This is a genomic window from Streptomyces echinoruber, assembly GCF_014651135.1.
GTDB classification, from domain to species: Bacteria; Actinomycetota; Actinomycetes; order Streptomycetales; family Streptomycetaceae; genus Streptomyces; species Streptomyces echinoruber.
This window is the reverse complement of sequence record NZ_BMWH01000017.1, coordinates 149,827-161,990: the sequence shown is the minus strand read 5'-3', so window position 1 is coordinate 161,990 and position 12,164 is coordinate 149,827. Positions and strand designations below refer to the sequence as shown.

General features: G+C 74.9%; 13 protein-coding genes and 1 pseudogene. 7 read left to right on the top strand and 7 right to left on the bottom strand.

Annotated elements, in window-relative coordinates; translation table 11 throughout:
• Window positions 1–324: 324 nt before the first annotated feature.
• Window positions 325–1,371: an ACP S-malonyltransferase gene (fabD, locus tag IE225_RS20270; protein ID WP_229879806.1), complete on the bottom strand. Its 1,047-nt coding sequence runs from the start codon at window positions 1,369–1,371 to the stop codon at window positions 325–327.
• Window positions 1,372–1,734: 363 nt separating this feature from the next.
• Between fabD and IE225_RS20265 the strand changes: the two genes are divergently transcribed.
• Window positions 1,735–2,718 carry a response regulator transcription factor gene (locus IE225_RS20265; protein WP_229879805.1) on the top strand — a complete coding sequence of 328 codons (984 nt, stop codon included), beginning with the start codon at window positions 1,735–1,737 and terminating at the stop codon, window positions 2,716–2,718.
• Window positions 2,719–2,757: 39 nt separating this feature from the next.
• On the opposite strand, the gene IE225_RS20260 is transcribed toward IE225_RS20265, so the two are convergent.
• Window positions 2,758–3,594, bottom strand: coding sequence for a helix-turn-helix domain-containing protein (locus IE225_RS20260; protein WP_190058976.1), 837 nt, complete (start codon window positions 3,592–3,594; stop codon window positions 2,758–2,760).
• A 281-nt stretch (window positions 3,595–3,875) separates the two neighbouring features.
• On the opposite strand from IE225_RS20260, the gene IE225_RS20255 reads away from it, so the two are divergent.
• Window positions 3,876–4,223, top strand: a complete 348-nt coding sequence (locus IE225_RS20255; RefSeq protein WP_190058975.1) for a hypothetical protein — start codon at window positions 3,876–3,878, stop codon at window positions 4,221–4,223.
• 65 nt (window positions 4,224–4,288) lie between these two features.
• Here the strand turns inward: IE225_RS20255 and IE225_RS20250 are convergent, their stop codons facing one another.
• Together IE225_RS20250 and IE225_RS20245 are read right to left on the bottom strand one after the other, a co-directional pair.
• Window positions 4,289–4,741 carry a universal stress protein gene (locus IE225_RS20250; RefSeq protein WP_190058974.1) on the bottom strand — a complete coding sequence of 151 codons (453 nt, stop codon included), beginning with the start codon at window positions 4,739–4,741 and terminating at the stop codon, window positions 4,289–4,291.
• Window positions 4,742–5,190: 449 nt separating this feature from the next.
• Entirely contained in the window at window positions 5,191–5,967 is a 777-nt protein-coding gene (locus tag IE225_RS20245; protein ID WP_190058973.1) for a universal stress protein, read from the bottom strand.
• Window positions 5,968–6,327: 360 nt separating this feature from the next.
• Here IE225_RS20245 and IE225_RS20240 point away from each other — a divergent pair, with 360 nt between their 5' ends.
• Window positions 6,328–7,398 (top strand): zinc-dependent alcohol dehydrogenase family protein, encoded by a 1,071-nt coding sequence (locus IE225_RS20240; protein ID WP_190058972.1) that lies wholly within the window; start codon window positions 6,328–6,330, stop codon window positions 7,396–7,398.
• Window positions 7,399–7,641: 243 nt separating this feature from the next.
• On the opposite strand, the gene IE225_RS20235 is transcribed toward IE225_RS20240, so the two are convergent.
• Window positions 7,642–8,244: an Rv1733c family protein gene (locus IE225_RS20235; protein ID WP_190058971.1), complete on the bottom strand. Its 603-nt coding sequence runs from the start codon at window positions 8,242–8,244 to the stop codon at window positions 7,642–7,644.
• A gap of 362 nt (window positions 8,245–8,606) precedes the next feature.
• Here IE225_RS20235 and IE225_RS33325 point away from each other — a divergent pair, with 362 nt between their 5' ends.
• A complete protein-coding gene (locus IE225_RS33325; protein ID WP_229879803.1) occupies window positions 8,607–8,837 on the top strand; it encodes a Gmad2 immunoglobulin-like domain-containing protein in 231 nt (76 codons plus the stop codon).
• A gap of 84 nt (window positions 8,838–8,921) precedes the next feature.
• Window positions 8,922–9,917 carry an Acg family FMN-binding oxidoreductase gene (locus tag IE225_RS20225; protein ID WP_190058969.1) on the top strand — a complete coding sequence of 332 codons (996 nt, stop codon included), beginning with the start codon at window positions 8,922–8,924 and terminating at the stop codon, window positions 9,915–9,917.
• 235 nt (window positions 9,918–10,152) lie between these two features.
• Here IE225_RS20225 and IE225_RS20220 read toward each other — a convergent pair whose 3' ends face one another.
• Window positions 10,153–10,614, bottom strand: a complete 462-nt coding sequence (locus IE225_RS20220) for an ATP-binding protein (RefSeq protein WP_229879801.1) — start codon at window positions 10,612–10,614, stop codon at window positions 10,153–10,155.
• Between the two features lie 367 nt (window positions 10,615–10,981).
• On the opposite strand from IE225_RS20220, the gene IE225_RS20215 reads away from it, so the two are divergent.
• Window positions 10,982–11,284, top strand: coding sequence for a hypothetical protein (locus IE225_RS20215; RefSeq protein WP_190058968.1), 303 nt, complete (start codon window positions 10,982–10,984; stop codon window positions 11,282–11,284).
• A 193-nt stretch (window positions 11,285–11,477) separates the two neighbouring features.
• Here the strand turns inward: IE225_RS20215 and IE225_RS33320 are convergent.
• Window positions 11,478–11,804 (bottom strand): annotated as a pseudogene (locus IE225_RS33320) (rhodanese-like domain-containing protein); the annotation flags it as partial.
• 67 nt (window positions 11,805–11,871) lie between these two features.
• On the opposite strand from IE225_RS33320, the gene IE225_RS20210 reads away from it, so the two are divergent.
• On the top strand, window positions 11,872–12,159 hold the full coding sequence (locus IE225_RS20210) for a metal-sensitive transcriptional regulator (protein WP_190058967.1): 288 nt from the start codon (window positions 11,872–11,874) through the stop codon (window positions 12,157–12,159).
• The last annotated feature ends 5 nt before the right edge of the window (window positions 12,160–12,164 follow it).

Genomic DNA, 12,164 nt, shown 5'->3' with positions numbered 1-12,164 from the left:
CGTCGCGGCAGGCCCGGGCCACGCGGACAGCGATTTCGCCACGATTGGCGATGAGCACCTTGCGCAGCATGACGCGAATACCTCCAGAAGACCGTGAGGCCGATCCCGCCCGCCGGGCGCGCGGGGTCCCGGACGGGGCGGGCGGTCGAGTCAGGAGCGGGTGGGGGACGCAGAGCGCACACCGCGGCCGTGTGGGGCGCGTCGGTACGTACGTCTGCGGGTGAGCACGCCTGGAGCAAGCACCGGGTACGCCTGGGGCGAGGAGGTTCCGTGCGGGCGTGCGGAGCGGGTGTGCGGAGACGGGCGGGTGGAGACGGGCGGGCGTCAGAGGGAGGCCGCCGCCGTGCCCGCCGAGGCGGTCTCGGTGCCGGTCTCGGTGCCGGTGCCGGTGCCGGTGTCGGTCTCGGTCTCGGCCGGTTCGGTGCCGGCCGGGCCGAGGGCGTCCACGGTGGCGGCGAGTTCGCCGACGGTTCCGGTGGTGAACGTGCGGGCGGTCGGCTCGGTCCTGCGGCACAGGCCGCCGAGCACGCGCCCCGGCCCGACCTCGACGTACCGCCGTACCCCCCGCCCGGCCAGCGTGCGCACCGTGCCGGTCCACCGCACGGGTGCCGTGAGCTGCCTGCGCAGTGCCGAGACGATCTCCTCGGCGCTGGTCAGCGCGGTGGCGGTGACGCTGGAGACCAGGGGCACCGAGGGGTCGCGGAAGTCCACCGCGGCCAGCGCCTCGGCGAACTCCGCCTCGATGTCCCGCATGAGCGAGCAGTGGAACGGTGCGCCCACCCCGAGCGGAACGACGCGCCGGGCACCCGCCCGCCGCGCCGCCTCGGCCACCGCCCGCACGGCCGCCGCCTGGCCCGAGACCACGGTCTGGGCGGGCTCGTTGTCGTTGGCCACCTCGACCACCTGGCCCGTCTCGGCGGCCGCCCGGGCGCACAGGTCCCGCACGGTGGGCAGGTCCAGGCCCACCACGGCCGCCATGGCCCCCGGCATCCGCTCGTTGACCCCGGCCATGAGCCGTCCGCGCAGTCGCACCAGGCGCAGGGCGTCCTGCCAGGACAGCACGCCGGCGCACACGGCGGCCGCGTACTCGCCGAGGCTGTGCCCGGCGACGACGTCGGGTTCGACGTCGTGGGTGCGCAGCACGTCGAGGACGACGATGCTGGTCAGGAAGACCGCCGGCTGCGTGACCGCGGTGTCGCGCAGGGCCTCGGCGGGCCCTTCGTGACACAGCCGGGACAGCGGAAAACCCAGCAGATCGTCGGCCGCGCGGTAGTAGGTGTCGACCAGGTCGGGGCGTCTGCGGACGAAGTCGGCGCCCATGCCGACGCGCTGCGAGCCCTGGCCGGGGAAGACGAACGCGGTGGATGTCATGTCCGGGTGCTTCCTCTGCGAAATACCGTGGGGGATACCGCCCGGGGAATTCCGGTCCGGCGGCCGGAGAAGTCGGCCGGTGCCTCAGAGCTTCACCGGCGCGGTCCGCCTCGTCAAGGCTGCGAAAGAGCCCGGCAAAGCTACGTCAGAGGACTGCAAAATCTGAAAGGGGAGGACAGCGGAAGGTCATAGGAGTGCAAGGTGCTTCTGTAATCCGTGCGGGGCATCGTATATCTTCTCGACCGGAGAAAAAATCCGTCGGCAACCGGCGCGCAACCGCCGGGAAACCACATGGTCTTTTCTTCGCCCCCCACAGTCCCCCCACAGTTCCGGACCGCCGGTCCCGATGGAAGGTGGATCCCCGTGCGCGTACTCCTCGTCGAAAGCGACCGTGAACTCGCCCGGTGCCTGACCGTCGGCCTGCGACGGCAGGGGTTCGCGGTGGACCACGTGACCACGGGAGCCGAGGCGCTGCGCTCCTGCCGGCAGGCCGACGTCGTGCTGCTGGACCTCGGCGTCCCCGACCTGCTGGGGCTGCGCCTGTGCCGCGACATCCGGGCCGTCGCCGGTGTGCCCGTGGTGGCGGTCAGCGCCGACCGCACGGAGGCCACCCGCGTCCGCGCGCTGCGCGCGGGTGCCGACGACTGCCTCGACAAACCCTTCGGGTTCCGCGAACTGGTCGCCCGCATGGAGGCGGTCACGCGCCGGGCGCGTTCCGCGCGGTCCCGTGACACGGCACCCGGGAGCGACGGTTCACCGGTCACGGTGGACGCGGTCGCCCGGAACGCCCGCGTCGGCGAGCGGCTCCTCTGCCTCACGGAGAAGGAGTTCGACCTCCTCCACCTGCTGGTGTCGCACGCGGGCACCGTGGTCTCACGGGAGGAGATCATGGCGCAGGTCTGGGGCGACGCCCGCAACCGGCGCAGCCGCACGGTGGACACCCATGTGGCCAGTCTGCGCCGGAAGTTGGGCGACGACCGGTGGATCGTCACGGTCCGCGGCGTGGGATTCCGCTTCACCTCGCCGGGCCGCCCCGCCCCGGTCCCCGCCGAGCCCGCCGTCGCCGCCGGATCCGCCGGACCCGTCGAATCTGTCGAGCCCGTCGAGCCCGTTGAATCCGTCGAGCCCGTTGAATCCGTCGAGCCCGTTGAATCCGTCGGGGTCGAACCCGCCGAACCGCCGGAACTTCCCGTCGCCCTGCGACCGCCCCGGCGCCGCCCGGCCGGCCGCGGCCCGGGCGGCCCGGCCACCGCGGAATCGCTCAGGGCGGTCCGCCCCGCGCCCCGGTTGCGCGACCATCGGCCTTCCCGCGAACGCCACTCGCGCCGGCCGCCGACCGCGCTGTGAGACCTCCGACGACGTACCGGGCGTGCGCGAAGGGGGAGTTCACCCGTGCCGGGCCAGATAGGCGTCCAGCGGTTCCAGCGCCCCCCACGCCTGGTCGAAGGAGTCCGTGAAATACCCCGCGAACCGCGCCCCTTCGACACGGAAGCCCGTCAACTGCTGGCGTCCGGCACCGGAGAAGGACAAGTAGGTGGCGGAGTCGTCCATGACGCCCATGTTGTGCCAGGCGCAGGCCGCGCTCCACGGCATCACCCGGGCCTCGTAGGCGTACACGTCCCGGGCCTCGGCCTGGTGCTCCTTCAGCCACTGCAGACTGGCGGCCTTGGGCACGCCCCCGTGCTCGGGGACGCCGATGATGCGCCGTACGCTGCCGCACTCGGCGGAGTGATCCCGGGCCCACTGCAGAACCGTGTCGTAGTAGGCGGACGCCTCGGCGGCTCCCCACTGCCCGGGGGGATGCAGGCGCACATAGGTGAGGCGGATCTCCCGCCGGGCCGCGCGGATGCCGTCGGCGGCGGCCCGGTAGAAGGCGGGCGGGTCCGGGTAGCACACCATCTCCACCCGCGAACTCCCGGCGAGGACACGGCCGAGGTCCGGTACGGCGCCCGAAGTCCCCGGCTCCCGCCGCACGTCCGGCACGCCCCGCTGCAGCGCGTCGAGTTCCGTCTTCGCCTCCCGCCACAACTGCCGCCACCGCCCCCAGTCGCCCCCCAGGGCGTCGACGAGACGCCGGATGACCGACTCACTGGCCAGGCGGCGCCCGTTGAGCACCTCGGAGACGGTCGCCGGACTGCACTGCGCCCGTGCGGCGATCGTCTTGATCTGCGGCTCGCCGGCCGTGATGCGCAGCCGGCGCAGCTCGGCGGCGAACCGCTGCACGGGCGGTGGAAACGGTGTGCGGTCGGGTGCCCATGTCTCCCCCTCGGCTCCGGTCGCCGGCCTCCGGCCCCGGATGTCGGCCGGACGACGGGGAGCCTCCCACCGGACCCGCCGAAACCGCCGGGCTTTACCGAAGTTCACCGAAGAAGTCCGAATGTTTTCCCGCCGGTGCGGTGCCCTTCGGCGGGGATCGGAGGAGCCGGGAATGCGTGGACCCGCGGCACGGAGAGGTGATCGGATGACCGGCACCCAGTAGGAACAACCCGAGAGAGGTGGGGCCCGTGCCGATCACCTTGAGGGCGGTGCTGCACCGCCACTACATGACCTTCCTGGCCGTCCTCGTGACCGCCATCATCCTGATCGCCACCGGCGGAGGCGTCTCGCAGGCCACCGCGGTCTGCCTCGACTGCACCCTCGGCGTGGCCGGCCTCCTGGCCGACTACGCCCTCGCGGCGCCGGCCCCGGCCGGTGGTGCCGCCCACCGCGGCGGACACGGCCGGCGCCATGCCCGCCGCATCCGCCGCGCCCGCCGCATCCGCCGCGCCCGCCGCATCCGACGTGCCCGCTGCGTCCGACGTGCCCGCCGGGTCCGGCGCCGGCCGTCGGCGCCGCGGCCCCGGACCGGCTGACCCGGCCCGCGGCGGTGGCCGGGGCGGGCGGCCCTCCTGGACGCCCGCCCCGGCACGCACGGCGATCAGTGGGAGGAATCCCGCTCCTGCCGCACCACGACGACCGGGCAGGCCGCGTGCTGGGCACAGCGCTGGCTGACCGACCCCAGCATCGCCCGGGCGAAGCCGCCTCGCCCGCGCCGGCCCACGACCAGGATCTCGGCCCCCTCCGACGCCCGGATCAGCACCTCCGAGGGATCGCCCTCGACCAGCCGCTGCCGCAGCTCGGCGGGGGACTCGTCCGGGAAGACGGTGCGCAGTTCCTCCGCGAAGCGCTCCCGGGCCTGCTCCAGGTCGAACTCCGGATCGATCGCCGGCCCGCTCCACCCGACGGCCGACGGGGTGTCCCAGGCGTGCACGGCCTCCACGACACCGCCGACCCGCTGGGCGTACCGTGCCGCCCAGCGCAGCGCCTCGTACGACGACGGGGACCCGTCCACACCCACGACCACCCGCCGTTCCGCCTCAGTGGATTGCATGGTCACCTCGCTCGGCAGTCGACGTCTCCCCGTGTCTGTCCGTGTCTCCCCGTTCACGGCGTCCACGCCGCCCGGTTCACGCATCCACGCTGCCCGTCCCGGCGGTACCGCGCCAGCCGGGGGACTCCGCGCGTGCCATTCCGCGTGCGGCACTCCGCGCGCCGGCCGCGTGTCCGCCGCCGCGGCCGGGCGGCGGCCCGAGCGGGCCAGGTCACGGCGCAGCCCGGGAGTGCGGTAGTGGCGGCGCAGGGCGTCGGTCAGCCGTCCACGGCCGATGTCGCCCAGGGCGTCGGTGCAGGCGCCGTGGAAGTCGGCGACGTGGCCGACGGTGGAGGAGGGGCTGCCGGTGGAGGAGGGGCTGCCGTCGTGGATCCGGGCGGCGGTGTCGGCCGGGGCCGGGCCGACCGTGGCCGGGCCAACTGTGGCCGAAGCGGCTGCGGCTGGGCCGACTATGGCCGAGGTGGTGACGCGACGACGGCCACCGGGCACCGCGCCTCCCCGACCAGGGCGCGCACCACGGACCCCGCCGGCCGGCCGGCGCGCCGTCCCACGACCACCAGGGCACTGCTCGGACAGGGGCGGAGCAGGGCCTGCACCGGCGTGAGCAGGACGACGTCCTCCACCACCGGCACCCGCGGGTACCGCGCGCGCCACGGCCGCAGCGCGTCGGCCAGCAGCTGCACCTCGTGGTCCTCCCACGTGGCACGGTCCTCCTCCGGTGCGGAGAAGGGCAGTCCGGCGGCACGGGCGGGAAGCGACCAGGCGTGCACCGCGCGCAGCCGCGAGCACCGCACCCGGGCGGCCCCGAAGGCGAAGCCGACGGCCTCGGCCGCCGGGTCGCGGGCGTCGACGCCGAGCGTGACCTCGTCCCGGTGGTGCTCGAAGCGGCCGGGACCGGACGGCACGACCACCACCGGACGGGTGGAGGCACCGACGACGGCGAGCACGGCCCGGTGCGGCACGGCGCCGTACGCGCTGTACGCGCCGCCCGTGCCGTACGCACCGTACGCGTCGTACGGTGCGTACGTGCCCTCCGTGTCGCCCCCGCCGTCGCCGGCCCCCGTGCCGACCACGACGATCTCGGCGTCCCGCGGCTCGTCCGGCGGGGCCGAGCCGTGGACCACGCGCAGCGGCAGACCGCGCCGCCGGGCCTCCCGCGTGGCCCACTCGACCGCGGCGGAGCTGCCGGCCGGCCCGTCGGCACGGGCGACGACGACCCGTTTCATGACGGTCTCCTTCCTCGGATTCCTCGACCCCTGCTCACCGGACCGAATTCACCGGGCCGGATCCACCGAGTCGGATGCTCCCGACCGGGTTCACCGGGCCGGATGCGCCGGACGGCACTCACCGGATCGGGCACACCGGGCGGGACTCACCGGGGAGGCGCACCGGGGGAGGCGCACCACGGGAGGCGTCCCGGAAGGCGGGTGTTCTCCCACCGTCCAGCCTGACGGAGGCGGCGGGGGCCGACCAGGAGAAGGCCAGGGCCGACCGGCCCATGCGCGTTCCCGGCGCCCCGGACAAGCTGGAACCACGGGAGTTGTCAGACGATCCCGCGGATGCCGGCAAGAGGGTGAGGTATCGGCATGAAAGGCTACGTCTTCCGCGGCCCCGGCCAGTCCGCCTGGGAGGAAGTCCCCGACCCGGGCCTCAGGGAACCCACCGACGCGATCGTGCGGGTCGACGCCGTCACCATCTGCGGCACCGACCTGCACATCCTCAAGGGCGACGTGCCCGAGGTGCGCCCCGGCACGGTGCTTGGCCACGAGGCGGTCGGCGAGATCGTCGAGACCGGCGGCGACGTACGGTCCGTGCGGCCGGGAGACCGGGTCCTGGTGTCCTGCATCAGCGCCTGCGGACGGTGCCGCTACTGCCGCGAGAGCGCCTACGGCCAGTGCCTGGGCGGCGGGGGCTGGATCCTCGGCCACCTCGTCGACGGCACCCAGGCGGAGTACGTCCGGGTGCCGTACGCCGACCTCTCCGTGTACCCGCTGCCCGCGGCGGTCGCCGACGAGGACGCCGTCCTGCTGGCCGACATCTTCCCGACCGCCTACGAGGTGGGTGTCCTCAACGGGCACGTCCGCCCCGGGGACACGGTCGCCGTGGTCGGCGCCGGGCCCGTGGGACTGGCCGCGATCGCCACGGCCCACCTGCTCGCGCCGGAGCGCGTCATCGCCGTGGACATGTCCCCCGCCCGGCTGGAGGCCGCCCGCAAGCTCGGCGCCGAGGCCGTGGCCGACGCCCGCGAGGCCCCCGAGCAACTGGTCGCGGACCTCACCGGAGGGCTCGGCGCGGACGTGGTCATCGAGGCGGTCGGTGTCCCGGAGACCTTCGAACTGTGCACGCGGATGGTGCGGCCCGGCGGCCACGTGGCCAACGTCGGGGTGCACGGCAAACCCGCGACGCTGCACCTGGAAGACCTCTGGATCAAGAACCTGACCCTCACCACCGGCCTGGTCGACACCCGTTCCACGCCCACCCTGCTGCGGATGGCGGCCGCCGGCCGGCTGCCCACCTCGCACCTGGTCACCCACACCTTCCCGCTCGACCGCATGGAAGAGGCGTACGACGTCTTCGGCCGCGCCGCCGAGACGGGCGCGCTCAAGGTCGTGCTCGGTGTACCGCAGCGCGAGGTCGTCCCGACGAGCGCGTCCTGACACCCGAGGAGCACCGGGCCCGCAGGGCACGCCTCGCCCACGCCGCGCGCGGCCGCGGGCCCGTCGGCAGCCTGAGACCACCGTGAGCCGAGCCTGCGCGCGGCGGACCGGGCGGCCGGAGGCGACGGTGCCGTACGAAGCCGTACGGATCCGGGGCGCCGCGTCGACTCGGCGCCCCGTCGGCGTCTCAACGGCTCAGCGGCTCAACGTCCCAGCGCCCCAGCGCCCCAGCGCCCCAGCGTCTCAGCCGGTCTTCTGGTCCCACCGCGGGCCGATCGCCTCCCACTCCTTGCCCCACTGCGCGAGCCGCCGCCGGTCGAGGTGCCGGCGGGCGAGGGACGCGGTCGCGAGAGCGGCGCCGGAGAGCGCGAGCGCGGCCGCCCCGCCGAACAGGGCCGACTCGGCGGTCGCCACACCGACAGGCGTGGGCTCGGTGGTCAGGGCCCCGTGACGGTCCAGCCAGACGGTGACCCGGGAGCCCGCGAGCAGACCGCTGTCCACCAGCGTCCGGCCCGTGCGGGCGGTGCCGTCGTCGGCGGTCCAGCGCACCGCGGTCAGGGTCCGTACGCTCGTCCCGCCCCTGGCGGTGCCGTCGTACGGCGCGTCGGTGACGAGCACGGCCCGCACGGGGTGGCGTTCGGCGCGCCGGCGGGCGAACATCTCGTCGGCGGCGTGGCTCGTCACCAGGCCGACGAGGGCGCCACCCACCACGACGACCAGCCACATCACCAGCACGATCCACGCTTCGACCACGTCGTCGCGCCGCCGCAGCGGATTGCTCCGCCACCGCCACAGCCGCACCCTCGTACGCCCGCTGCCGTTCCTCCTGGCCTCGCTGCCGTTCATGGGACCCCGCCTCCTCCGCTCCTTTCGACGGTCGCAGCGCCACGGGCGTCCTGACATGGGCCGACCGGAAGGCATGGCCGGGCCGACCGGGCCCGACTTCCCGCCGCGGCCGGGCCTGTCGGCCCTGACGCGCGCACCGGCATCACGAGGCGCGGCCGGATGCGGCCGGACGGCCCTGCCGGAAGGGACCGGACGGCCCTCCCGCCGTGCACCGTCCGGCACTGGGAGACGTCCGGCCAAAGGTGTTGGCTGGAGGGGTCGGAGGAGGCTGTCATGAACACCAAGGCATCTGCCCCGCGTCCGCCTCACCGCCCCCTGGTACCGGCCACGGCCGTGCTGCCGGTGTCGTCCCTGGCGACCGCGTGGCGACCGTCGACCTGTCCGGGCACACCTCCGGGCACACTTCCGGGCGTACCGCGGCCGACGTCCTCGTCACGGCGTCGTCCGGCACCGGGACACGGGGTACGTTCGACGTGACGGTTCCCTACCGGGCGAAACGCCCGGGCCCCGGCCGGCTCACGGCGTACTGGAACTCCCCGAAGGACGGCCACGCCATGATCGAGGACACGGTGCCCCCGACCGCGCACCGGTGAGGCGCCAGGCTGTTGCGGACCCCGCCCCGGGGTACCGCACAGACACGGCCGGATCCGGTGCCCAGCACCCGAGGAGGTGCTCCCATGTCCGTGCGGTACCCCGACGTCCGGACGGTGAAGGCGCTGGTCGCCGACGCGGTCCTCGCCCCCTCCCTGCACAACGCGCAGCCCTGGACGTTCCGCTACGTCACGGCCGACGGCGTCGTGGAGCTGCGGGCCGACCTGGGGCGGGCCATGCCCCGCACCGACCCCGACCACCGGGCCCTGTACATCGGGTGCGGCGCGGCCCTGCTGAACCTGCGGGTGGCCGCCGTCCACCGGGGTCTCGTCCCCGACGTCCGGCTGCTGCCCGATCCGGGCGATCCCCGGCTGCTGGCCGCGGTCCGCCTCGAACCCGCCGCCGAAGGCCGCGGCCCGGACGCGGAGCTGGCGCGCCTGCACCCCGCGATCCCGCGGCGGCACACCAGCCGCCATCCGTTCACCGACCGGCAGGTCCCCGACCCGGTGCGGCAGGAACTGCGCGAGGCGGCCGCACACGAGGGCGCGGAGCTGGCCTTCGCCGCCGCGTGGCACGCCGCCTTCCTGATGGAGCTGGCGCGCGACGCGGAGAGCCGCGACGCCTTGGACGCGGCGGGCCGGCAGGAGCTGGAGAGCTGGACCCGGCTCGGTCCGGAGGCGAACACCGCCGTGGACGGCGTGCCCGAGTACGCCTTCGGGCCGCGCGAACTCGGCGGCAAGGCACCCTGGCGCGACTTCGCCGGCCGCCGGCCCACGGCCGACCGGGGCGCCACCGTGTTCGAGCACGCCCCGCAGCTGGCGCTGCTGAGCACCCGCGGCGACCAGCCGCGGGACTGGCTGTCGGCCGGCCAGGCACTGGAGCGCGTCCTGCTGTGCGCGACACTCGCCGGCCTGGCCACCGCTTTGACCTCGCACGCCCTGGAGAGCCGCGACCTGCGGCAGTTCTCCCGGCCTCCCGTCTCGGGGACGGGCCAGGTGCAGATGGTGCTCCGTCTGGGCTACGGCCCGCAGGGAACGGCCACTCCGCGGCGCCCCGTCGACCAGGTCTTCACGGCCTTCTGAGGCACGGCCGGCGGACCGCCCGAGCAACGGACGGAGCGTGCGGGACCGCCCGAACAACGGACGGCGGGTGCCGAACTGCCCGATCTTTGACGCCTCCTGACGGTCCGTCGACTCGCTCACGGTCGAAGCCGCCGCACCGTCCGCCCCCGCTCTCTCCCTCCCCCCGTGCCGTGCCGGCCGGGGAGGGGGAGCGGTGTGCCGGGCCGGGCCGTGCGGGGGACGGCCGCGCCCGGCGTCAGCCGGGGCCGCCCGCCTCCGGCTGGGGAAGTCTGAAACAAGCGTGGACGATCTTGCCGTCGGGGCAGGGGCGGGCCTGCCACTCGTCGGCCAGTACGTCGACGAGCAGCATGCCGCGCCCGCCGGTGCGTTCGGTGCTCGGCCGGCGCGGCTGCGGCAGCTCGGCCGAGGAGTCGTGCACGGTCACGTGCAGGCAGCGACTGTCCCAGGTCAGCACCAGTTGGGCGGTGCTGTGCGCGTGGACGTGCGCGTTGGTGACGAGTTCGGAGACGGTCAGCAGCACCGCGTCGACCGTCTCCGGCGCGCGGTCGGTCCATCCCAATGTCCTCAGATGCGCCCGCGCCCAGTCCCGGGCCGCCTTCACCCCGCTGCTCACCGGCAGGGCCCGCGCCCAGCCCACCGCCCGCAGGGACGGTCCGCTCGATCCGCTCGATCCGCCCGATCGGTTTGCTCCGCTCAACTTCTCCCTTTCTGCCCCGGCCACCGCCGGACCGCAGGCGGACGGGCCTTCCCGGGGCCGGGCCGGATCGGCCGGGCCGGCCGGGTCGGTGCCGCCTGTGACGTGCCCATACCTACCCGTACCGATCGAGTGCCCGCGAACCCGGGTCCCAACGCCCGGGGCCGGCCGGGCGCCCCGTTCGCACGGTGGGGCCCGGCCTCCCGGCCCGACCGGGGCGATCGCAGCGCGGAAGAGTCGCCACGGGCGTGCGGGCGGGAACAACGCGGCCTTGCGCGGTGCTGTTCCTGATACCCGGCTGGGTATCAGGTCTCCAGAAGGCGACGCTCGTCGGGGACCGTCACCGATCCGGTGGAGGAGCGTGAGAACGATGGCGACGGCGGAACGTGACCGGCCTTCCGCGACCGAGGACACCTCTCTGGACACCTCTCTCGTGACCAGGTGCGGGCGCAGGATCGCCGTGCGGTGCCTGCGGCTCGTGCCCGCGGGGCGGCCCATCAGCCGGGTCGCCCTGGATGTGGGCCGGGGCCGGGGCGGCGAGCCGGGGGCGTGGGCGTCGCTCACCGCCGAGGAGGCGCGCGACCTGGCCCGCCTGCTCCTGCTGCACGCCGGCCTGGCCGAGCGCGGCACCGGGACCGCCGGGCCGCCGCGGAAGGACTCTTCCTCCTCCTGACTCCTGACCTCCGTACCGGCCCGGGGAGTTCCTCTCGAGTCCCTCTCGACTCCCGCGCCGCTCCCGGGGCGTTCCGGACCGCTCCGGACCGTTCCCGTGGTGCCCGCTCTGCCGCCCGGCCGAGTGCCGGGTGCCGGGTGCCGGGTGCCGGGCGCCGGGTGTCGCGCGTCGAGTGCCGTGCGGGAGTTGGGGCGAGGACGAGGCCGAGGAACGCCAGGGCGCCCGCCGTGAACCGGGCCCGGCGCTCCGCGCTCCAGCCGGCTCGGGTCTCACAGGCGTTCTCCGGGCGGGCGCCGGAGGCGCACACCGCGAGCAGGTCGCCGCGCTCGGCCGCGTGCCGGATTTCCGGCAGGGCCCGTCGCAGGTGGTCCAAGGGGATGGTCAGGGCGCCGGGCGGGTGGCCGGAGGTGTACTCGGCGGACGTGCGCACGTCGATGACGGCGAACTCGTACAGCCGGGCGCGGGCTTGGCCGGCGCCGAGGGCGACGGGGGTGGGCGAGTGGGTCGTGGCAGGTGTGATCCTTGTGGTCGACGGTGTCCCGAACCGGGACGTACACTACCCCCAGGGGTATTTTCGAGGAGTGGTTGTGGAACTGGCGTTCGAGGGTGCGGACCTGAAGGCCGTGCTGAACCGGCTGCGCCGCGCGCAGGGGCAGATCGCCGGTGTGATCCGGATGATCGAGGAGGGGCGTGACTGCGAGGACGTCGTCACGCAGCTCGCCGCGGCCTCACGCGCCCTCGACCGGGCGGGATTCGCGATCATCGCGACCGGCCTGCAGCAGTGCGCGTCGGACGTCGAGACCGGTCGGCGCAACGGCGAGGACAGCGAAGCGATGCGCGCCCGGCTGGAGAAGCTGTTCCTGTCCCTCGCGTGACCACG

What these genes read in the sequence shown, in the direction of transcription:
- IE225_RS20250 (WP_190058974.1), bottom strand. Translation starts at nt 4,741, where the DNA reads ATGCAATCCACTGAGGCGGAACGGCGGGTGGTCGTGGGTGTGGACGGG.
- IE225_RS20235 (WP_190058971.1), bottom strand. Translation starts at nt 8,244, where the DNA reads ATGAACGGCAGCGAGGCCAGGAGGAACGGCAGCGGGCGTACGAGGGTG.
- fabD (WP_229879806.1), bottom strand. Translation starts at nt 1,371, where the DNA reads ATGACATCCACCGCGTTCGTCTTCCCCGGCCAGGGCTCGCAGCGCGTC.
- IE225_RS20225 (WP_190058969.1), top strand. Translation starts at nt 8,922, where the DNA reads ATGTCCGTGCGGTACCCCGACGTCCGGACGGTGAAGGCGCTGGTCGCC.
- IE225_RS20245 (WP_190058973.1), bottom strand. Translation starts at nt 5,967, where the DNA reads ATGAAACGGGTCGTCGTCGCCCGTGCCGACGGGCCGGCCGGCAGCTCC.
- IE225_RS20240 (WP_190058972.1), top strand. Translation starts at nt 6,328, where the DNA reads ATGAAAGGCTACGTCTTCCGCGGCCCCGGCCAGTCCGCCTGGGAGGAA.
- IE225_RS20215 (WP_190058968.1), top strand. Translation starts at nt 10,982, where the DNA reads ATGGCGACGGCGGAACGTGACCGGCCTTCCGCGACCGAGGACACCTCT.